Below are 19,534 nucleotides of genomic sequence, written 5' to 3'. Positions count from 1 at the left end.
CACATCCCGGATGAAATGACAGCCGGCCATGCCGCCGCACACCATCCGTTTTGGCGCATGCTACTTCCCTCTGGAGCAACTACAAAGCGATGAGAAATGTGGTCAAAGATTGACCGGCGCCGCCTCGATTTTCTGCAGCGCCCACATCTGCGCATAGCGCCCCTGGCGCGCCAGCAGGTCCGCATGGGTCCCGCGCTCGACGATCACGCCGGCCTCGAGCACCAGGATCTCGTGCGCATCGACCACCGTCGACAGGCGGTGCGCGATGACCAGCGTGGTCTTGTTCTGCGCCGCGCTCTTGAGCTCCGACTGGATCGCGCGTTCGTTGGCCGAATCCAGCGCCGAGGTGGCTTCGTCGAAGATCACGATCGGGGGGTTCTTGAGCAGCGTGCGCGCGATCGCCACGCGCTGCTTCTCGCCACCCGACAGCTTCAGGCCGCGTTCGCCGACCGGCGTGTCGTAGCCCTTGGGCGTGGCGGCAATGAAGTCGTGGATGCGCGCGGCCTTGGCCGCGGCCTCGATCTCGTCGGTCGTCGCGCCGGGGCGCCCGTAGGCGATGTTGTAGGCCACGCTGTCGTTGAACAGCACCGTGTCCTGCGGCACGATGCCGATGGCCTGGCGCACGCTGGACTGGGTCACCTGGCGGATGTCTTCGCCGCCGATGGTGATGCGGCCCTGCTGGACGTCGTAGAAGCGGTAGAGCAGGCGTGCGAGGGTCGACTTGCCCGAACCCGACGGCCCCACCACGGCCACCGTCCTGCCGGCCGGGATCTCGAAGCTCACGTGCCGTAGGATCGGCCTCGAGGGCTCGTAGGCGAAGCTGACGTCCTCGAAACGGATGGTGGCGTCGACGCCGCGGCCCTCACCCCCGCCGCCCTCTTCCGGAGGCAGGGGGCGCAAGGACAAAGGCCGGGCGCCCGGCGCGTCCTGCACCTCGCGCTCCTTCTCCATCAGCACGAACATCTTGTCGAGGTCGGTCAGGCTCTGCTTGATCTCGCGGTAGATCACGCCCAGGAAATTGAGCGGGATGTAGAGCTGGATCATGAAGGCGTTGACCATCACCAGGTCGCCCAGCGTCATGCGGCCCTCGACCACGCCCGAGGTGGCGCGCCACAGCATCAGCACCAGGCTCACGGCGATCAGCAGCTGCTGGCCCGCATTGAGCATCGACAGCGTGCGCTGGCTCTTGATCGCGGCCTTGCGGTAGCGGTCGAGGCTGGCGTCGTAGCGCTTCGCCTCGAACTCCTCGTTGTTGAAGTACTTGACGGTCTCGTAATTCAGCAGCGAGTCGACGGCGCGGCTCTGCGCCATGGTGTCGAGCTCGTTCATGGTCTTGCGGAACTGCGTGCGCCACTCGGTGACGGTCACGGTGAAGCCGATGTACAACACCAGCGCCGCACCCGTGATCCAGACGAAGAGCGCGTCGAACTTGACGCCCAGGATGGTCAGCACCAGCCCCAGCTCGATGATGGTCGGCACGATGCTGTAGAGCGACATCGAGATCAGGGAATGCACGCCGCGCGTGCCGCGCTCGATGTCGCGCGTCATGCCGCCGGTTTGTCGCTCGAGGTGGAAGCGCAGGCTCAGCGCATGCAGGTGGCGGAACACCTCCAGCGAAATGCGCCGCGCCGCGCCCTCGGTGGCCTTGGCGAACACCAGCTCGCGCAGCTCGCTGAACAGCGAGGTCGACAGCCGCAGCAGGCCGTAGCCGACCAGCAGTGCGATCGGCACCACGAGCAGCGCCTGCGCCATGTCGGGCTTGGGCGTCATGGTGTCGACCAGGGTCTTGAGCAGCACCGGCACGCCGACGTTGGCGACCTTGGCGCCGACCATGAAGGTCAGCGCGGCCAGCACCCGCCATTTGTAGTCCCAGAGGTAGGGGAAGAGGCGCCGCAGCGTCGCCCAGTCGGAGCGGTCGGCCCGTGCGGGGGCGCCGCCGGGTGCATGGTGGGGAGAGGAAATGGCTTCGCCGCTGCGGCGCATGGGGGACAATCTGGCTGTTATTTGCTTCGATTGTGCCCATGTCCCATTCTCCCGACGCCAACGTGGCCGCCGTCCTCAAGAGCCTGCCGACCGACATGGAGCTGGTGCTCAAGGTCATTCCGATGCCCGCCGACTGCAACGCCAACGGCGACATCTTCGGCGGCTGGGTCATGGCCCAGTGCGACCTGGCCGGCTCGGTGATCCCGGCGCGCTACACCCTGGGCCGGATGGCGACGGTGGCGGTCAACGAGTTCGTCTTCAAGCAGCCGGTGCGCATCGGCGACATCCTGTCCTTCTATTCGAAGCTGGTGCGCATCGGGCGCACCTCGGTCACGGTCACGGTCGAGGTCTTCGCCGAGCGCTTCAAGGCGCAGGGCAACTACATCAAGGTGACCGAAGCCACCTTCACCTACGTCGCGATCGACGACCACGGGCGGCCGCGGCCGATCGCCGCGACGCCGGCCTGAGCCCACGCCGGCGGATATCGCTCCAGGCCTCCCGATGCCGACGTGCCATGCGGCTGTTGCCAAAGGCGCTTGTCGCGGTACGATGGCCGCATGGCTCCCGCCCGCATGCACCGCTCTACCGGCGCCCCTCTGGGGATGCAGAACGAGAGCGCCGAGACCGACGCTCAGCTCGCGGCTCGAGTGCGGGCGCTCGTTGCACGCAGCAAAGCGGACCCTCGCCCGTCCTTGACGAACGAAGAGGCCCGCACTTACCTCGACCAGCGTTTGGCGTCGATTCTTGGCAAAAAGGCCCCTCGTCCTCGCTCTTGACGGGCGCAGTCCCGCGGCATGCCCTGTCACGTCACCTGGCGGCCTCACGCGTTGGAGCAACTCGCCGAGCTGGTGGAGCGGATCGCGGCGCACGATTTTGCCGCGGCGCGCAGGCTCCACGACGACCTCTGGCAGGCCCCTGATCCGCTGACCAAGGACCCGATGGTCGTTCACAAACCCAGCCCCTTTGTCGAAGGGCAACGGGAAATCGTCGTGCGACCGGCCTACATCGTCCTGTACGAACTGGACGAAGTGACGAAGACGGCCACCGTCACCGCCGTCTATCACGCGCGGCAGCAGCGCCCCTAGTTGCTCATGCGCACCGACTTGTCCAGGTACTCGTTGGTGAACAGCGTGGCCGGCTCGAAGGCCTTCTCGATGCCGATCATTTCCTTGACCAGTTCGTAGTCGGTCTTGACCCGCGTGCTGTCGAAGGCGCCCAGCGCCACGCCGGTGGTGGTGTCGTCGCGCATCAGCTGCTTGATGCGTTCCCACTGGTCGCGCTGGTTGTCGGGCGTCAGGCCGCTCACGCTGGCGGTCAGCGCGTCGAGGCAGGGGGCGAAGTCCTTCACGCAGGCCGCGTAGGCGCGCTGCGTGACGGCCGCGAACTTGCGCACGCGCTCGGGGTTCGCCTTGAGATAGGCGCCGTTCACAAACAGCGAGTTGCCGTAGACGTTCACACCGACCGTGCGCCAGGCCACGAAGCCCAGGTCGGGGCCGAACTCGCGCACCTTGAGGTCGTGCTCGTTGTAGAAGTCGCTGATGATGTCGACCGACTTGCTCTTGAGCGCGCCCACCTTGGCCTGCGGGCTCAGGTTGACGAAGTTCACGCCCGCCGGATCGATGCCCGTCTTCTTGGCGAAGGCCGGCCACATCAGGCGCGCGGCGTCGCCGGGCGGGTTGCCGATCTTGCGGCCGGTGAAGTCCTTGGGCCCGTTGATGCCCGAGGACTTGAGCCAGTAGAAGCCCTGCGGGCTGTTGGCGTAGATCACCATGATCGCCTTCAGGTCGGCGCCCTTGCCCACGGCCTGGATGGCGGTCGGCAGGTCGGCGATGCCCAGGTTGGCGCCGCCCGATCCCACGCGCTGCGCCGACAGCGCCGAGCCCTTGCCGGCCTCGATGCTGAGGTCGATGCCGGCCTCGGTGTACCAGCCCTTGGCCTTGGCGAAGTAGATCGGCGCATGGTCCGCGGTCGGCGTCCAGTTGAGCATCAGGTTCATCGGGTCCGCGGCCGAAGCCGTGCCGGCGAGCCCGAGGGCGCACAGGGCGGAGAAGAAGACGGAAGACGCGCGTGCTCGCATGGGATCGCTCCAGAATGAAGGGGTGGATCAGGACTAGAATTCATATTACCAACTGTTTGGTTGACAATCAATACAACAGAACGAGCAGTACGCATGGCCCCCTCCCCTTCCACCACCGCCCCCCGCACCAAGAAGGCCGCCCCGGCGGAAGGCGCCGCGCGCCGCGACGCCGCCGCCACGCGCGAGGCGCTGCTGGCCGCCGCGGTGGCCGAGTTCTCGCGCAACGGCTTCGCCGGCGCGCGAGTCGACGAGATCGCGCGCACGGCCGGTGCCAACAAGCAACTGGTCTACCACTACTTCGAGAGCAAGCAGGGCCTGTACCTGGTGGCGCTCGAGTCGGTCTATGCGGCGATCCGCGAGAAGGAGCAGGCGCTGTCGCTGGGCGCGCTGGAGCCGGTGGAAGCCATGACGCAGCTGATCGGCTTCTCCTTCGACTACCTGGCCGAGCACCCGGAGTTCATCGCGCTGCTGACCGACGAGAACCGCAACCAGGGCCAGCACATCCTGGGCTCGGAGCGGCTGCAGAAGATGCACTCGCCCTTCATCGAGATGCTCGAGGCCACGCTCGATCGCGGCGTGCAGCAGGGCGTGTTCCGCAACGACTTCGACGCGATCAACCTCTACATCTCGATCGCCGGCATCTCCTACTTCTTCTTCTCCAACAACCACACGCTGTCGGCCATCTTCGGCAAGCCGCTGGGCTCGCGCGGCGCGCTGGTGCAGCGGCGGCGCCATGTGATCGCCTTCGCGCTCAACGCGCTGCGGCCCTGAGCCGCTGAGGGCCCGGCCGGCCCGCCGGCGTCTTTCTCGAGAATTTATCAACCAGTTGGTTGACAGTGCATCGGTCGAATCCTATGATTTGGATTCGACCCGCACTCCCGAGGAAGACGCACCCATGACGGCCTCCGCCACCGCACCCGCCGCCGACCCGCCCGCCATCCAGGCCGCGGGCGGTTCCGACAGCAGCCAGGACAGCCCCGCCTGGCAGCGCTGGGCTGCCATCGTCGGGGTCCACCTGGCCGGCGTGGCCTTGTGGGAGCTCGCGGTGCGCGTGTTCTCGATCCAGACCTTCATCCTGCCCGCGCCCTCGCGCGTGCTGGCCACGCTGGGCAACGGCAACTACCACTGGCTGTCGAACACCGGCGTGACCGCGCTCGAGGTCTTCGGCGGCTATGTGCTGGCCCTGGTGCTGGGCATTCTTTGCGCGCTGCTGTTCATCACCAGCCGGCGCCTGATGCTGCTGGCCTTCCCGCTGCTGGTCACGCTCAACATGATCCCGAAGGTGGCGATGGGGCCGCTGATCATCGTGTGGTTCAGCTACGGCATCGGGCCCAACATCCTGATCACCTTCAGCCTGTGCTTCTTCCCGATCCTGCTGACCACCATCCGCGGGCTCAACGAGACCGAGCCCGAGCTGCTGAACCTGGTGCGCGCGCTCAAGGGTTCGCGCTGGCAGCTGTTCCGCTACATCCAGCTGCCGGGCTCCCTGCCCTATGTGTTCTCGGGCATGAAGGTCGCCACCATCCTGGCCGTCGCCGGCGCGGTGGTGGGCGAGTTCATCGCCTCCGACAAGGGCCTGGGCTACCTGATGATCCAGGTGCAGGCCTCGCTCGACACCCCCGCCGTCTTCATGGCCGTGCTGCTGATCACAGGGCTCGGCGTGCTGCTCTACCTGCTGGTCCTGCTGCTGGAGCGCTTCTTCATCACCCAGGACGCCCGCATCCAATGACCACCTCCACCCCCACGCCCGCCGCCGTGCTCGACACGCGCGCCTTCCCCACGCACTTCGAGACCGAACAGGCGCTCGAGGACTACCTGGCCACGCCCTCGCGGGAACTCATCGACGACCTCGCGCGCCTCGACGGCGACCTGATGATCCTCGGCGTGGGCGGCAAGATGGGCCCGACGCTGGCGCGGCTGGCGCGCAACGCCCTGCCCGCCGGGCGCCGCGTGATCGCGGTGGCGCGCTTCAGCGAGGCCGGCATGCGCGAGATGCTGCATGCGCACGGCATCGAGACCCTCGTCTGCGACCTGCTCGACGCCGCGGCCGTGGCCGCGCTGCCGAAATGCGCCAACGTGGTCTTCATGGCCGGGCGCAAGTTCGGCGGCGACGCCAACAACCCGCTGACCTGGGCCATGAACGTGCACGTGCCCGCGCTGGTGGCGCAGGCCTTCAGCGCTTCGCGCATCGTGGCCTTCTCCACCGCCTGCGTGTACCCCTTCGTGCCGGTCACGGGCCAAGGCGCGGCTGAGGACCTGCCGCCCAGCCCGCCCGGCGAGTACGCGAACTCCTGCGTCGGCCGCGAGCGCATGTTCGAGTACTTCTCGCAGCAGCACGGCACGCCCGGCCGGCTGTTCCGCCTGAGCTACGCGATCGACCTGCGCTACGGCGTGCTGGCCGACGTGGCGCAGAAGGTCTGGCGCGGCGAGCCGGTGGACGTGACCATGGGCCACGTCAACGTGATCTGGCAGGGCGACGCCAACGCGCAGGCGCTGCGCTGCCTGGCCGTGGCCACGGTGCCGACCTCGCCGATCAACGTGAGCGGCCCCGAGACCACCTCGATCCGCTGGCTGGCCGAGGAGTTCGGCCGCCGCTTCGGCAAGCCGGTGCAGATCACCGGCAGCGAAGCGCCCACCGCCTGGCTCATGAACACCGGCGAGGCCGAGCGCCTGTTCGGCTATCCGCAGGTGCCGCTGTCGCAGCAGCTGGGCTGGGTCGCCGACTGGATCGCGCGCGAGCAGCGTCTCTACGGCAAGCCGACCAAGTTCGAGTCGCGCGATGGTAAGTACTGAGCTCGACGCGCCGGTGCACGTGGTCGAGACGCTCGGCGCGCTCGACCGCGAGACGCTGGCGATGCTCGACGCGCTGGTGGTGCAGAGCGGCTGGAACCAAACCGCCGAGGACTGGGGGCTGTTCTCGCAGCAGGGCACGCTGTTCGCGGTGCGCGACGGCAGCGGCTGCATCGTCGCCAGCGGCGCGGTGCTGCCGATGGGCGACACCGGCGCCTGGATCAGCATGATCCTGGTCGCGCCCGCGCTGCGCGGCCAGGGCCTGGGCCGCACGGTGTTCGAGCAATGCCTGCGCGAGGTGCGGCGCCAGGGCCGCGTCGCGCTGCTCGACGCCACGCCTGCGGGCGAGCGGCTCTACACCCAGTACGGCTTCTCGCCGCTATGGCGGCTCACGCGCTGGCAGCGCGCGGCCGCCGCCACGAGCACCGCGCTCGCACGACAGGAAGCGACCGGCCTCGCGCAACTCGCCGCCCTCGATGCCGAAGCGCTGGGCCTGGCGCGCGGCGAGGTGCTCGCGCACCTGGCCGGGCGCGCGGGCTCGCGCCTGCAGCGCCATGCGCAGGGCTTCGCGATCGTGCGCGCCGGCCGCATCGCCCACCAGATCGGCCCGCTGATCGCGACCGACGAGGCCGCCGCCGCGCGGCTGCTGGCCGAGATCGCCGAGGGCACGCCCGAGCCGCTGATAGTCGACGTGCCCGACATGCGCGCCCAGTTGCGCGCGCAGCTGGCCGCCGCCGGCCTCACGCCGCAGCGCGGCTTCGTGCGCATGGCCCTGGGCGAACCCGTGCCCCATGGCCAGACCGCCTTCCTCCACGCCATCGCCGGCCCCGAGTACGGCTGAGCGCCCCTTCACCTTTCCAGGAGTTTCGATGGCCTTGCAACGATCCGATCTTCCCGCCGACGTGCTGGCGCTGCTGGCGCAGGGCACGGTGATTCCGGCCCACCCGCTGGCGCTCGACGCCGAGCGCCAATTCGACCGCCGCCGCCAGCGCGCGCTCACCCGCTACTACACCGACGCCGGCGCGGGCGGCCTGGCCGTGGGCGTGCACACCACCCAGTTCAGCATCCGCGAACGCGGCCTCTACGAGACCGTGCTGCGCGCCGCGGCCGAAGACCGCACCGCCTGGACCGACCGCCCCATGGCCATGGTCGCCGGCCTGTGCGGCCCCACCGCCCAGGCGCGCGCCGAGGCGCGCACGGCCGTCGGCCTCGGCTACCACGCGGGCCTGCTGAGCCTCGCGGCCGTGGCCTCGGCCTCGGAGGACGAACTGATCGCGCATTGCGAGGCCGTGGCCGAGGAGATCCCGCTGATCGGCTTCTACCTGCAGACCGTGGTCGGCGGCCCGATCCTGTCGAGCGACTTCTGGCGCCGCTTCGCACTGATCCCCAACGTGCTGGCAATCAAGGTCGCGCCCTTCAACCGCTACCGCACCATCGACGTGGTGCGCGGCGTGGTCGATGCGCGGGCCGAGGAGCGCGTCTTCCTCTACACCGGCAACGACGACCACATCGTGCTCGACCTCGCCCTGCCCTTCAGCGCGATGCGCGACGGTGCCCTGGTGCAGGTGCGCTTCCGCGGCGGCCTGCTGGGCCACTGGTCGGTCTGGACCGCGAGCGCGGTGCAGCAGCTGGCGCAGATCAAGGCTGAGATCGCGGCCCACGACGGCGCATTGAGCCCGGCGCTGCTGGCCCTCGATTCGCGCGTGACCGACTGCAACGCGGCCTTCTTCGACGTGAAGAACAACTTCCACGGCTGCATCGCGGGTTGCCACGAGGTGCTGCGGCGCCAGGGCCTGCTCGAGGGCATCTGGTGCCTGGACCCGGCCGAGGGCATGGGCGCAGGCCAGGGCGAGGAGATCGATCGCGTCTACCGCCTGCACGGCGACCTGGCCGACGACGCCTTCGTGCGCGACAACCTGGCACGGTGGCTGGCATGAGCGCCGTGTTGCGCGAGCGCGTCGCGACCGGCGCGCCGCTGATCCGCATGCAGCAGCTGCGCAAGGTCTACCGCAAGAAGCAGGCGGGCGGCAGGACCGAGGAGTTCCTCGCCGTGTCCGACGTGTCGATGGACATCCACGAGGGCGACATGGTGTCGCTGGTCGGGCCCTCGGGCTGCGGTAAGTCGACCCTGCTCAAGATCCTGTCGGGCCTGCACGGCCACGACGGCGGCACGCTGCAGATCGGCGGCGGCGCCGGCGGCACGCCCTTCAACGCGGGCCGCGACGTGGGCATGGTGTTCCAGCAGCCGGTGCTGCTCAAGTGGCGCACCATCCTCGAGAACGTGATGCTGCCGGCCGACATCCTGGGCCTGGACCGCAAGAGGGCCCGCGTGCGCGCGCACGAGCTGCTGGAGATGGTGGGCCTCACCGGCTTCGCCGACAAGCTGCCCTACGAACTCTCGGGCGGCATGCAGCAGCGCGCAGCCATCGCGCGGGCGCTGATCCACGACCCGAAGCTGGTGCTGATGGACGAGCCCTTCGGCGCGCTCGACGCGCTGACGCGCGAGAAGATGAACCTCGAGATGCTGCGCATCTGGGAAGAGACCGGCAAGACCTTCGTGGTCGTGACCCACAGCATCCAGGAAGCCGTGTTCCTGGGCACCCACTGCGCCGTGCTCACGGCCGGCCCGGCGCGCATGGCCGATTTCTTCCCCATCGACCTGCCCGCGCCGCGCCGGCTGCACCTCAAGACCAGTCCGGCCTTCGGTGACTATGTGCGGCGGGTGTACGACCTGCTGGGCGTCGAATAACGACGCCGCCGATCAGAGCTTGGAGAAGTCGGGCTTCCTTTTCTGACAAAGGCTTGCGCCTTTGTCGAAAGCCGGCTCGCGCCGCTTCGCGGCCATGCCTCTGGCGAGGCATCGATTTCAGACCTTGCTGAAATCGGGCTTGCGCTTTTGTCGAAAGCTTGCTCGCGCCGCTTCGCGGCCATGCCTCTGGCGAGGCATCGATTTCAGACCTTGCTGAAATCGGGCTTGCGCTTTTCCATGAACGCGCCAAATGCTTCGCGTGCCGCCGGCTCGCGCAGCATGCGGCCGAAGCTCTGGCCTTCCTCGTCCATGCGCTCGATCACCGCGGCCTGCTGCGATTTCTTGAGCAGGCGCTTGGTCTCGATCAGCGCCGTGAGCGGCTTGGCCGCGAGCTTGCGGGCCTGGGCCTGGGCGATGCCGTTGGCTTCGGTCGGCGGCACCACGCGGTTCACCAGGCCGATCTCGAGCGCGGCCTCGGCCATGAAGGGTTCGCCCAGCAGCAGCGCCTCGGCCGCGCGGTGGTAGCCGAACATCTGCGGCACCAGCAGGCTCGAGGCCGCCTCGGGGCACAGGCCCAGGTTGACGAAGGGCATCGAGAAGGCCGCGTTGTCGCCCGCATAGACCAGGTCGCAATGGAACAGCATCGTGGTGCCCACGCCCACGGCCGGGCCGCAGACGGCGGCGACGATGGGCTTGGGGAAGGTCGCGATGCCGCGCAGGAAGCGGAACACCGGCGACTCGGTGGTCGCGGGCGGCGCGTTGAGGAAGTCGCCGATGTCGTTGCCGGCGCTGAAGATGGTCGGGTCGCCCTGGATCAGCACCGCGCGCACGGCCGGGTCCTGCTCGGCACGGGCCAGCGCGTCGGCCAGTTCGCCGTACATCGCGCCGGTGATCGAGTTCTTCTTGTCGACGCGGTTGAAGGTCAGGGTCATCACGCCGGCTTCGGCGTGGACGAGGATGTCGCTCATGGGGTCATTCCTTGAAGTAAACGATCTGGTTGGAGGTGGCGAGCAGCACGCCGGCTTCGCTCCAGAGCTGCGCGCTCTGGTCGAAGAAGCCGTTGCGGAACTGCTGCCCGGCCGCACAGGCCAGAAGATAGCCGCTGCCGACCTCGGCCATCTGCGCCGCGTCGGTGTGGAAGTAGGTGGTGATCGAGACCGTGCCGGCCGGCACCGGCTTGGCGCGGCGCAGCCAGACGCGCGGGAAGAACACGTCGCTCATGGCCGCGAGCGAGGGGAAGTCGAGCGCGCGGGCCTGCGCATCACGCACCCAGAGCCGGGTCTGGCTGTGGTCGCCGCCGCCGTCCCAGGTCGAGGGCGGCGCGCCGCTGACCGGGCGCATGTCGTACTGCGCGAACCAGGCCACGCCGGCACGCGCGGCTTCCATCCGAACCAGGGTGTCGGGCCGCGCGACCTCCGGCATCGCCAGGTCGGCGGTGCCCCAGGTGTCGCGGCGCGCGGCCGTGACCACGGTGGCGATGGTGGTCATCTGCGGCGCGCCGTCGATGCCGGCCTGCGTGATCTGCACCGTCCAGTGCTGGGTCGAACGGTTGGTGCGCACCGGCGTGGCCTGCACGTCGAAGGCGCCGGCCTCGATCGCGGCCGCGAAGTTGACCGTCAATGCGATCGGCGCGCCCAGCAGGTCGGGATGCTGGAGCACCGCCTGCAGCGCGATCGCGGCCGTCATGCCGCCGAAGGGTCCCACCATGTTCCAGTAGTCGGGACTGGTCATGCCGGTGAAATGCCCGGCGCGGATGTCGCTGTGCTGGAGCGCGAGCGCCTTGTCGAATACGTGTTCTGTTGTCACTGCCTGTCTCCTGTTCGATCGGCGGCGCCGGACCCCGCGGGGATCAGACCCGCTCGAAGATGCCGGCGGCGCCCTGGCCCATGCCCACGCACATCGTGACCATGCCGTACTTCAGATTCTTGCGTCGCAAGGCATGCACGACTGTCGCGGAGCGGATAGCGCCCGTCGCACCCAAGGGGTGGCCCAGTGCGATCGCGCCGCCCATGGGGTTGACCTTGGCCGGGTCGATGCCCAGCGTGCGGATCACGGCCAGCGACTGCGCCGCGAAGGCCTCGTTGAGCTCGAACCAGTCGATGTCCTCGTGCTGGAGGCCCGCATAGCGCAGAGCGGCCGGGATCGCCTCGATCGGGCCGATGCCCATGATCTCGGGCGGCACGCCCTTGCTCGCGAAGCTCACGAAGCGCGCCAGCGGCGTCAGGCCGAACTGCTTCACGGCCTTCTCGCTCGCGAGGATCAGCGCGCCCGCGCCGTCGGAAGTCTGCGAGCTGTTGCCCGCCGTGACCGTGCCGCGCGCCGCGAACACGGTGCGCAGCTTGGCCAGCCCCTCGATCGAGGTGTCGGGCCGCGCGCCTTCGTCGAGCGACACGGTGCGGCGCTTGGCGATCGCTTCGCCGGTGGCGAGGTCGGGGGTGCGGTCGGTGACCTCGATGGGCGTGATCTCGTCGGCGAACTCACCGGCCTGCTGTGCGGCCAGCGCCTTCTGGTGCGAGGCCAGCGCGAATTCGTCCTGCGCCTCGCGGCTCACCTTCCACTGCTGCGCGACCTTCTCGGCCGTCAGGCCCATGCCGTAGGCGATGCCCACGTCGCCTTCACGCTCGAAGATCGAGGGCGACAGCGAGGGCGCGTTGCCCATCATCGGCACCATGCTCATGCTCTCGACGCCGGCTGCGATCATCACGTCGGCCTCGCCCACGCGGATGCGGTCGGCCGCCATCTGCACCGCCGACAGGCCCGAGGCGCAGAAGCGGTTGACCGTGATGCCGCCGATGCTGTTGGGCAGGCCGGCCAGCACCGCGCCGATGCGCGCGATGTTCAGGCCCTGTTGCGATTCGGGGATCGCGCAGCCGCAGATGATGTCTTCGATGGCTTTGGGGTCGAGGCCCGGCACGGCTGCGAGCGCGGCCTTGAGCGTGGTCGCGAGCAGGTCGTCGGGCCGGTAGTTGCGGAAGTAGCCGCGGTGCGACTTGCCGATGGGGGTGCGGGTGGCGGAGACGATGTAGGCGTCTTGGACTTGTTTGCTGCTCATGAGGAAGCTCCTGGATTGTCTTGCTCCTTCCCCCTCCGGGGGAAGGCTGGGATGGGGGCTTGCGCCGTCAACAGATCGAGCCGGTTGGCAATCGCCTGAAGCACCCCATCAAGATGGATGAACGGATCGTTGGATGCAAAGCGCAGCACGTCGAAACCCTGCGCCCGGAAAAATGCGTCGCGCCGCGCGTCATAGCCTTGCTGCGCATCGTGTTGCGAGCCATCGAGCTCGACGATCAGCTTCGGCGCCAGGCAGGCGAAGTCCGCGATGTAGTTGCCCAACGGATGCTGGCGCCGGAACTTCACGCCCAACTGCTCTGCGCGGATGCCCGTCCAGAGCTTGCGCTCCGAATCGGTCATCTCGCGGCGAAGCACCTGCGCGTTCGCGCGGGCGTTCGGTGTGGCCTGGTTTCGCATCGTGCTTGGTTGGAGAGCCCCCATCCCTGCCTTCCCCCGGAGGGGGAAGGAGAAAGAAGAGGGAATTCGTCAGTTCCGCACCGGCTTCCCCGTGCTCAACATCCCCATGATCCGCTCCTGCGTCTTCGGATGCACGATCAGCGAGCAGAAGGCCTTGCGTTCCAGCGTCATGACGTATTCCTCCGTCACGAGCGAACCCGCGTCCACGTCGCCACCAGTCACCACGTTGGCGATCAGGCTCGCGATGTGGAAGTCGTGCGCGCTGATGAAGCCGCCGTCGCGCATGTTCACCAGCTGGCCCTTGATGGTCGCGGCGCCGCTGCGGCCCGCCACCCGGAAGGTACGGCGCAGCGGGGCGCGGTAGCCGGCGTCGGCCATGGCCTTGGCCTGCTGCAGCGCCACGTAGAGCAGTTCGTCCTTGTTCGGCACGATCACGTCGCTCTCGAGCAGGTAGCCCAGCTTCTTCGAATCGAGCGCGCCGGTGCCGACCTTGGCCATCGCCGCGGCGGTGAAGCCTTCGGTGAGGAAGGGCAGCAGGTCGGTGCCGGTCGATGCCGATGCGTTCTCGGCCGCGCGGCGCGCGATGTAGGTCAGGCCGCCCGCGCCGGGGATCAGGCCCACGCCCACTTCGACCAGGCCGATGTAGCTTTCCATCGCCGCGACACGCCTGGCCGAGTACACGGCCAGTTCGCAGCCACCACCCAGCGCCATGCCGCGCACGGCGGAGATCACGGGCACGCTGGCGTAGCGGATCTTGAGCATGGTGTTCTGCAGCTCTTCTTCCGCGCCTTCGACCGCGCCGATGCCCGCGACCACGAAGGCCGGCAGCATCGCCTGCAGGTCGGCGCCAACCGAGAACACCTCGTCGGGCGACCAGATCACCAGGCCCTTGTATTCGGCCTCCGCCAGGTCGACCGCGGCGCCCAGCGCCTCGGCCACGTCGGGGCTGATGGCGTGCATCTTCGACTGGATGCTGGCGATCAGCACCTCGCCGTCGAGCGTCCAGACGCGCACGTCGCCTTCGTCGCTGATCGTGGTGCCCGCGGTGGCGGCATCGGCCGCGTTCGCGCCGAGCACGCTCTCGGGGAACAGCTGGCGCGCATGCACGGGCAGCCTGCGCTGCGGCACGAATTTGTTCTGCGAGGCGCTCCACGAGCCTTCGGGCGTGTGCACGCCGCCGGCTTGCGCCACGGGGCCTTCGAAAACCCACTTGGGCAGCGGTGCGCTGCTCAGCGCCTTGCCGGCGTCGATGTCTTCCTGCACCCACTTGGCGACCTGCGCCCAGCCGGCTTCCTGCCAGAGCTCGAACGGGCCCTGCTTCATGCCGAAGCCCCAGCGCATGGCGAAGTCGATGTCGCGTGCGCTCTCGGCGATCTCGGCCAGGTGCACGGCGGCGTAGTGGAAGCCGTCACGCAGGATGGCCCAGAGGAACTGGCCCTTCGGGCCTTCGCTCTCGCGCAGCAGCTTCAGCCGCTCGCCCGCGGGCTTCTTCAGCATGCGGCCGTAGACCTCGTCGGCCTTCTCGCCGGCGGGCACGTAGTCGCCGCTCGCCAGGTCGAAGCGCAGGATGTCGCGACCGACCTTCTTGAAGAAACCGGCCTTGGTCTTCTGGCCCAGGTTCTTCAGTTCCAGCAGCTTGGCCAGCACCGGCGGCGTGGCGAAGTTGGCATAGAAGGGATCGGTCTCGGCGTTGAGGTTGTCCTGCAGCGTCTTCACGACGTGGGCCATGGTGTCCAGGCCCACCACATCGGCGGTGCGGAAGGTGCCCGAGCTCGCGCGGCCCAGCTTCTTGCCCGTGAGGTCGTCCACCACGTCGGGCGTGAGGCCGAACTTCTCGACTTCCTTCAAGGTCGCCAGCATGCCGGCGATGCCGACGCGGTTGGCGATGAAGTTGGGCGTGTCGTGCGCGCGCACCACGCCCTTGCCCAGCGTGCTGGTGACGAAGGCCTCGAGCTCGTCGAGCACCTGCGGCTGGGTGGTGGGCGTGTTGATCAGCTCCACCAGGAACATGTAGCGCGGCGGGTTGAAGAAGTGGATGCCGCAGAAGCGCGGCTTCAGGGCTTCGGGCAGCGCCTCGCTCAGCTTAGTGATCGACAGGCCCGAGGTGTTCGAAGCCAGGATCGAATGCTTGGCGACATGCGGCGCGATCTTCTTGTAGAGATCGAGCTTCCAGTCCATGCGCTCGGCGATGGCCTCGATGACGAGGTCGCACTCGCCCAGCTTGGCCAGGTCGTCGTCGTAGTTGGCGGGCTCGATCAGCACCGCATCGGCCACGTCGCCCAGCGGCGCGGGCTTCTGCTTCTTGAGGTTGTCGATGGCGCGCGTGACGATGCCGTTCTTCGGGCCTTCCTTGGCCGCCAGGTCGAACAGCACCACGGGCACGCGCACGTTGACGAGGTGGGCCGCGATCTGCGCCCCCATCACGCCAGCGCCGAGCACGGCGACTTTCTTCACTTGAAATCGGGACATAAGAGCGCTTGGAAGTTTGGTGTTGATTCGGGACACACCGCGGAACCGGCTTCGCCGGGCCGCTGGTGTGGCCCCCTTGAGGGGGAGGCGGCGACACGCAGTGCGCCGCTACGGGGGTGGGCTAGTTGGCTCTGTTCCAGGTCTGGGTGCGCCAGAACGGCCCGATGTACCCGCGCACCTCCAGCTTCTGCCCACCGTCGATGGGCGTGAAGCTCGCGCGGTATTCCTTGCCGTTCTCGGGGTCGAGGATCTTGCCGCCTTCCCAGACCTCCTTGCCTTCGGCCTTCTTGCCGCCGCGGATGATCTCGAGGCCGGCGATGGGCTTGCCCTTGCGGTCGTCGGGGCACTCGTCGCAGGTGGCATCGGGTTTGGTGTCCTTCTTCAACGAGCGCTCGAGCCGGCCCAGCAGGGCACCGTTGGCCTCGACGATCCGGATCTCGCCCTTGGCCTCGCCGGTCTTGTCGTCGACGTTGCGCCACAGCCCCACCGGGGTGCTCTGGGCCATGGCCGACGCCGCGATGGCGCCGAACAGAAGGGTCGCGAGTGTTTTTTTCATGCGTGTCTCCCGGTGCGTTGAAGAAGAAGGAAGGGCTGGCCTCAGGCCAGTGCGGCGTCGGTGTCCATCAGCACCTTGCTGCCGGCACGCGCGGTGCGCATCAGCGTCGCGGTCTCGGGGAACAGCTTGGCGAAGTAGAAGCGCGCGGTCTGCAGCTTGGCGACGTAGAAGGGGTCGGTGTTGCCGGCGGCGATCTCGCGCAGCGCGACCTGGGCCATGCGGGCGAACAGGTAGCCGAACACGAAGTGGCCGGCCACGCGCAGGTAGTCCACCGCGGCGGCGCCCACCTCGTCGGGGTTCTGGAAGCCCTTGAAGCCGATCTCGGTCGTGAACTTGGTGAGTTGCTCGCCCAGCACCGCGATCGGCGTGATGAACTCGCTCATCTTCTCGTTCACGCCCTCTTCGGCCACCAGCGCGCCGACCAGCTTGCCGAACTTCTTGAGCGTGGCGCCGTTGTTGCCCAGGATCTTGCGGCCCAGCAGGTCCAGCGACTGGATGGTGTTGGTGCCTTCGTAGATCATGTTGATGCGGTTGTCCCGCACGAACTGCTCCATGCCCCATTCCTTGATGAAGCCGTGGCCGCCGAACACCTGCATGCAGGCGTTGGTCGCGGTGTGGCCGTTGTCGGTGATGAAGGCCTTGACGATGGGCGTGAGCAGCGCGACCAGCTCGCCGCTGTCCTTGCGCACCTTCTCGTCGGGATGGTGGTGTTCCTTGTCGAGCAGCAGCGTGCAGAAGATCTGCAGCGCGCGGCCGCCTTCGGCATAGGCCTTGGCGGTGAGCAGCATCTTGCGCACGTCGGGGTGCACGATGATCGGATCGGCTTCCTTGTCCTTGGCCTTGACGCCCGACAGCGAGCGCATCTGCAGCCGGTCCTTGGCATAAGCCAGCGCGTTCTGGTAGGCCACTTCGGTCAGGCCCAGCGACTGGTTGCCCACGCCCAGGCGGGCCGCGTTCATCATCACGAACATCGCGGCCAGGCCCTTGTTGGGCTCGCCCACCAGCGTGCCGGTGGCGCCTTCGATCACGATCTGCGCGGTGGCGTTGCCGTGGATGCCCATCTTGTGCTCCAGGCCGGCGCAGAAGATCGGGTTGCGCTCGCCCAGCGAACCGTCGGCCTTGACGTGGAACTTGGGCACCACGAACAGGCTGATGCCCTTGCTGCCCTTGGGCGCGTCGGGCAGGCGGGCCAGCACCAGATGGATGATGTTGTCCGTCATGTCGTGCTCGCCGGCCGAGATGAAGATCTTGTTGCCGGTGATGCGGTAGCTGCCGTCGGCCTGCGGTTCGGCCTTGGTGCGCAAGAGGCCCAGGTCGGTGCCGCAATGGGGCTCGGTCAGGCACATGGTGCCGGTCCACTCGCCGCTCACCAGCTTGGGCAGGTAGGTCTTCTTCTGCTCGTCGGTGCCGTGCGCCACCAGCGCCTCGTAGGCGCCGTGCGAGAGGCCCGGGTACATGGTCCAGGCCTGGTTGGCGCTGTTGAGCATTTCGTAGAGGCACTGGTTGACCACGAAGGGCAGGCCCTGGCCGCCGAACTTGGGGTCGCAGGACAGCGCGGCCCAGCCACCTTCGACGAACTTGGCGTAGGCGTCCTTGAAGCCCGTGGGCGTCTTGACTTCGTGCGTGGCCTTGTCGAGCACGCAGCCCTCTTCGTCGCCGCCGATGTTCAGCGGAAAGGTCACTTCGGCCGCGAACTTGCCGGCCTCTTCGATGACCGCGTTGACGGTGTCGATGTCGGTCTCGGCATGGACCGGCAGCGCCTTGAACTCGTCGGTGACCTTGAGGACTTCGTGCAGGACGAACTGCATGTCGCGCAGCGGTGGGGTGTAGAGCGGCATCGTGGACTCCGGGAAAAGAAGAAGAGGAAGAAAGAGAAAAGGAAGGAACGCGAAAAAGGAAAGCGGTGGCGCCTCAGCGCACGGTCTTGAGGCGGCGGCCCGCGGGCGCCGGTGTGGGCGCCTCGGCGGTGGCGCTGCGCGCCAGGATGTTGTCGAAGCCGATGTTGGCGCGGCCGATGGAGCCGGGCACCTGCAGGAAGCGCGCCTCGTAGTGCAGCGCGAGGATCAGGCCGTGGATCTCGAAGCCGATCTGGCGCTCGTCGGCATCGGCGCGCAGATGGCCTTCGCTCTTGGCCTGCACGATGGCGCGCAGCACCGCCGCCTGCCAAATGCTGACCGACTCGACCAGCGCATCGCGCACCGGGCCCGGGCGGTCGTCGAACTCGGAGGCGCCGCTGATGTAGATGCAGCCCGAATCGATCTCGGTCGAGGTGCGCTTCATCCAGTTGGCGAACATGGCGCGCAGCCGCGGCAGGCCGCGCGCCGCCTTGAGCGCGGGAAAGAACACCTCTTGCTCGAAACGTGCGTGATACTCGCGCACCACCGAGATCTGCAGCTCCTCGCGCGAGCCGAAGTGGGCGAACACGCCCGACTTGCTCATCTTGGTGATCTCGGCCACGGCGCCGATGGACAGGCCCTCGAGCCCGATCTGCGCGGCCAGCGCCAGCGCGGCGTCGACGATGACGGCCTTGGTCTGCTGGCCCTTCTGGGCGGCCCGGGCGGGCTTGGCGGGAACGGCGTTGACTGCCATGTGAAAACCCCGAAATAAAAACGAACGATCGTTCTATTTTGTCGTGGCTTTGCACTTTTGGCTGCAAGAGTCCCTCAACTCCTGAAGGGTTTGACCGCGGCGCAGGCGCGCGGGCCGGCAGGTCGCGCTCGTTGATAATGAGAAGAGTTCCCATCTACGACGCGCGCAAGGTCAGCCGCCGCCACATCCCACGCCAGCAGTCGACGGAACGCATCACTCCCCTGGCCCTGGTGATCGTGCTCGAGCGCTACTACCGAGAACTGCTGAACTTCCTGTCCCGCACGGTGAACGACCGCGATGCCGCGGCCGACCTGGCGCAGGAGAGCTACGCCCGCGTGCTCGCGCTGCGGCAGTCGGGGCAGGCCATCGCCAATGCGCGCGCCCTGCTCTACCGCACCGCGCGCAACCTGGTGATCGACCGGCACCGGCGCGGCCAGTTCCGCGCCCACGAAGACCTCGACGCACAGGACGGCGCCGCCGAGGGCGCGGCCGCCCCGCGCCACGAGCAGCCCGAGGAGGCCTATGCCTATGCCCAGCACGCGCGCGCCCTCGCCGCGGCCATCGAGGCCCTGCCGCCGCGCTGCCGCGAGGCCTTCGTGCTGAACCGCTTCGAGGGGCTCTCGCACCAGGAGGTGGCCGAGCGCATGGGCATCTCGAAGAACATGGTGGCGCAGCACATCATTCGCGGCGTGCTGGCCTGCCAGGCCTGCGAGGACGCGCTGGACGCTGCCGGCAAGAGGGCCGCCCGGAACGAATAATCGAGGGCGCAGCGCGGCGGCCGCCGACCTCCACTTTCCGGCCGCCCGTGCGTCTACATCCCGAGACCTCCCGCATGACCGCGCCCCCTTCCGCC

At 68.2% G+C, this 19,534-nt stretch carries 19 protein-coding genes; 9 read left to right on the top strand and 10 right to left on the bottom strand.

The features are described from left to right. Positions 1-102: 102 nt before the first annotated feature. Entirely contained in the window at positions 103-1,983 is a 1,881-nt protein-coding gene (locus A9977_RS31935) for an ABC transporter ATP-binding protein/permease (RefSeq protein WP_183028843.1), read from the bottom strand. 38 nt (positions 1,984-2,021) lie between these two features. Here A9977_RS31935 and A9977_RS31930 point away from each other — a divergent pair, with 38 nt between their 5' ends. Together A9977_RS31930 and A9977_RS31925 are read left to right on the top strand one after the other, a co-directional pair. Then, entirely contained in the window at positions 2,022-2,450 is a 429-nt protein-coding gene (locus A9977_RS31930) for an acyl-CoA thioesterase (RefSeq protein ID WP_183028842.1), read from the top strand. A gap of 327 nt (positions 2,451-2,777) precedes the next feature. Then, positions 2,778-3,068, top strand: a complete 291-nt coding sequence (locus A9977_RS31925; RefSeq protein ID WP_259652247.1) for a type II toxin-antitoxin system RelE/ParE family toxin — start codon at positions 2,778-2,780, stop codon at positions 3,066-3,068. Here A9977_RS31925 and A9977_RS31920 read toward each other — a convergent pair. Next, a complete protein-coding gene (locus A9977_RS31920; RefSeq protein ID WP_259652246.1) occupies positions 3,065-4,060 on the bottom strand; it encodes an ABC transporter substrate-binding protein in 996 nt (331 codons plus the stop codon). The genes A9977_RS31925 and A9977_RS31920 overlap by 4 nt on opposite strands. A 93-nt stretch (positions 4,061-4,153) precedes the next feature. Between A9977_RS31920 and A9977_RS31915 the strand changes: the two genes are divergently transcribed. The 6 genes from A9977_RS31915 (at position 4,154) to A9977_RS31890 (ending at position 9,599) form a co-directional block, all read left to right on the top strand. Further along, positions 4,154-4,831, top strand: a complete 678-nt coding sequence (locus tag A9977_RS31915; RefSeq protein WP_183028840.1) for a TetR/AcrR family transcriptional regulator — start codon at positions 4,154-4,156, stop codon at positions 4,829-4,831. Between the two features lie 124 nt (positions 4,832-4,955). Next, entirely contained in the window at positions 4,956-5,789 is an 834-nt protein-coding gene (locus A9977_RS31910) for an ABC transporter permease (RefSeq protein ID WP_183028839.1), read from the top strand. Further along, positions 5,786-6,853: an NAD(P)-dependent oxidoreductase gene (locus A9977_RS31905; RefSeq protein ID WP_183028838.1), complete on the top strand. Its 1,068-nt coding sequence runs from the start codon at positions 5,786-5,788 to the stop codon at positions 6,851-6,853. Before A9977_RS31910 ends, A9977_RS31905 begins: the two co-directional genes overlap by 4 nt. Continuing rightward, on the top strand, positions 6,840-7,691 hold the full coding sequence (locus A9977_RS31900) for a GNAT family N-acetyltransferase (RefSeq protein WP_183028837.1): 852 nt from the start codon (positions 6,840-6,842) through the stop codon (positions 7,689-7,691). Before A9977_RS31905 ends, A9977_RS31900 begins: the two co-directional genes overlap by 14 nt. A 28-nt stretch (positions 7,692-7,719) precedes the next feature. Beyond that, positions 7,720-8,787, top strand: coding sequence for a dihydrodipicolinate synthase family protein (locus A9977_RS31895; protein WP_183028836.1), 1,068 nt, complete (start codon positions 7,720-7,722; stop codon positions 8,785-8,787). Next, entirely contained in the window at positions 8,784-9,599 is an 816-nt protein-coding gene (locus A9977_RS31890; protein WP_183028835.1) for an ABC transporter ATP-binding protein, read from the top strand. Before A9977_RS31895 ends, A9977_RS31890 begins: the two co-directional genes overlap by 4 nt. A 203-nt stretch (positions 9,600-9,802) precedes the next feature. On the opposite strand, the gene A9977_RS31885 is transcribed toward A9977_RS31890, so the two are convergent. The 8 genes from A9977_RS31885 to A9977_RS31850 form a co-directional block, all read right to left on the bottom strand. Then, positions 9,803-10,567: an enoyl-CoA hydratase gene (locus tag A9977_RS31885; protein WP_183028834.1), complete on the bottom strand. Its 765-nt coding sequence runs from the start codon at positions 10,565-10,567 to the stop codon at positions 9,803-9,805. Between the two features lie 4 nt (positions 10,568-10,571). Then, positions 10,572-11,405 (bottom strand): thioesterase family protein, encoded by an 834-nt coding sequence (locus tag A9977_RS31880; protein WP_310936234.1) that lies wholly within the window; start codon positions 11,403-11,405, stop codon positions 10,572-10,574. A 43-nt stretch (positions 11,406-11,448) separates the two neighbouring features. Then, the gene (locus A9977_RS31875; protein ID WP_183028833.1) at positions 11,449-12,651 is read right to left on the bottom strand and encodes an acetyl-CoA C-acyltransferase; all 1,203 of its coding nucleotides are present in this window, start codon (positions 12,649-12,651) and stop codon (positions 11,449-11,451) included. Further along, entirely contained in the window at positions 12,648-13,067 is a 420-nt protein-coding gene (locus tag A9977_RS31870; protein WP_183028832.1) for an endonuclease domain-containing protein, read from the bottom strand. Before A9977_RS31870 ends, A9977_RS31875 begins: the two co-directional genes overlap by 4 nt. A 69-nt stretch (positions 13,068-13,136) precedes the next feature. Beyond that, positions 13,137-15,536, bottom strand: coding sequence for a 3-hydroxyacyl-CoA dehydrogenase/enoyl-CoA hydratase family protein (locus A9977_RS31865; RefSeq protein ID WP_183028831.1), 2,400 nt, complete (start codon positions 15,534-15,536; stop codon positions 13,137-13,139). Between the two features lie 121 nt (positions 15,537-15,657). Next, positions 15,658-16,092 (bottom strand): DUF2147 domain-containing protein, encoded by a 435-nt coding sequence (locus tag A9977_RS31860; RefSeq protein ID WP_183028830.1) that lies wholly within the window; start codon positions 16,090-16,092, stop codon positions 15,658-15,660. 41 nt (positions 16,093-16,133) lie between these two features. Further along, positions 16,134-17,930, bottom strand: a complete 1,797-nt coding sequence (locus tag A9977_RS31855; RefSeq protein ID WP_183028829.1) for an acyl-CoA dehydrogenase C-terminal domain-containing protein — start codon at positions 17,928-17,930, stop codon at positions 16,134-16,136. Positions 17,931-18,003: 73 nt separating this feature from the next. After that, the gene (locus A9977_RS31850) at positions 18,004-18,681 is read right to left on the bottom strand and encodes a TetR/AcrR family transcriptional regulator (protein WP_183028828.1); all 678 of its coding nucleotides are present in this window, start codon (positions 18,679-18,681) and stop codon (positions 18,004-18,006) included. Positions 18,682-18,917: 236 nt separating this feature from the next. Here A9977_RS31850 and A9977_RS31845 point away from each other — a divergent pair, with 236 nt between their 5' ends. Then, complete coding sequence (locus tag A9977_RS31845) at positions 18,918-19,439, top strand: sigma-70 family RNA polymerase sigma factor (protein WP_183028856.1); 522 nt, start codon at positions 18,918-18,920, stop codon at positions 19,437-19,439. The last annotated feature ends 95 nt before the right edge of the window (positions 19,440-19,534 follow it).

Origin of the sequence: Variovorax sp. UMC13, from assembly GCF_014170375.1 — a bacterium.
In the GTDB taxonomy this organism is placed as follows: Bacteria; Pseudomonadota; Gammaproteobacteria; order Burkholderiales; family Burkholderiaceae_C; genus Variovorax.
Note: the sequence above shows the minus strand (reverse complement) of the source record. Positions and strands in the feature narration are given on the sequence as shown.

What these genes read in the sequence shown, in the direction of transcription:
- A9977_RS31935 (WP_183028843.1), bottom strand. Translation starts at nt 1,983, where the DNA reads ATGCGCCGCAGCGGCGAAGCCATTTCCTCTCCCCACCATGCACCCGGC.
- A9977_RS31930 (WP_183028842.1), top strand. Translation starts at nt 2,022, where the DNA reads ATGTCCCATTCTCCCGACGCCAACGTGGCCGCCGTCCTCAAGAGCCTG.
- A9977_RS31925 (WP_259652247.1), top strand. Translation starts at nt 2,778, where the DNA reads ATGCCCTGTCACGTCACCTGGCGGCCTCACGCGTTGGAGCAACTCGCC.
- A9977_RS31920 (WP_259652246.1), bottom strand. Translation starts at nt 4,060, where the DNA reads ATGCGAGCACGCGCGTCTTCCGTCTTCTTCTCCGCCCTGTGCGCCCTC.
- A9977_RS31915 (WP_183028840.1), top strand. Translation starts at nt 4,154, where the DNA reads ATGGCCCCCTCCCCTTCCACCACCGCCCCCCGCACCAAGAAGGCCGCC.
- A9977_RS31910 (WP_183028839.1), top strand. Translation starts at nt 4,956, where the DNA reads ATGACGGCCTCCGCCACCGCACCCGCCGCCGACCCGCCCGCCATCCAG.
- A9977_RS31905 (WP_183028838.1), top strand. Translation starts at nt 5,786, where the DNA reads ATGACCACCTCCACCCCCACGCCCGCCGCCGTGCTCGACACGCGCGCC.
- A9977_RS31900 (WP_183028837.1), top strand. Translation starts at nt 6,840, where the DNA reads ATGGTAAGTACTGAGCTCGACGCGCCGGTGCACGTGGTCGAGACGCTC.
- A9977_RS31895 (WP_183028836.1), top strand. Translation starts at nt 7,720, where the DNA reads ATGGCCTTGCAACGATCCGATCTTCCCGCCGACGTGCTGGCGCTGCTG.
- A9977_RS31890 (WP_183028835.1), top strand. Translation starts at nt 8,784, where the DNA reads ATGAGCGCCGTGTTGCGCGAGCGCGTCGCGACCGGCGCGCCGCTGATC.
- A9977_RS31885 (WP_183028834.1), bottom strand. Translation starts at nt 10,567, where the DNA reads ATGAGCGACATCCTCGTCCACGCCGAAGCCGGCGTGATGACCCTGACC.
- A9977_RS31875 (WP_183028833.1), bottom strand. Translation starts at nt 12,651, where the DNA reads ATGAGCAGCAAACAAGTCCAAGACGCCTACATCGTCTCCGCCACCCGC.
- A9977_RS31870 (WP_183028832.1), bottom strand. Translation starts at nt 13,067, where the DNA reads ATGCGAAACCAGGCCACACCGAACGCCCGCGCGAACGCGCAGGTGCTT.
- A9977_RS31865 (WP_183028831.1), bottom strand. Translation starts at nt 15,536, where the DNA reads ATGTCCCGATTTCAAGTGAAGAAAGTCGCCGTGCTCGGCGCTGGCGTG.
- A9977_RS31860 (WP_183028830.1), bottom strand. Translation starts at nt 16,092, where the DNA reads ATGAAAAAAACACTCGCGACCCTTCTGTTCGGCGCCATCGCGGCGTCG.
- A9977_RS31855 (WP_183028829.1), bottom strand. Translation starts at nt 17,930, where the DNA reads ATGCCGCTCTACACCCCACCGCTGCGCGACATGCAGTTCGTCCTGCAC.
- A9977_RS31850 (WP_183028828.1), bottom strand. Translation starts at nt 18,681, where the DNA reads ATGGCAGTCAACGCCGTTCCCGCCAAGCCCGCCCGGGCCGCCCAGAAG.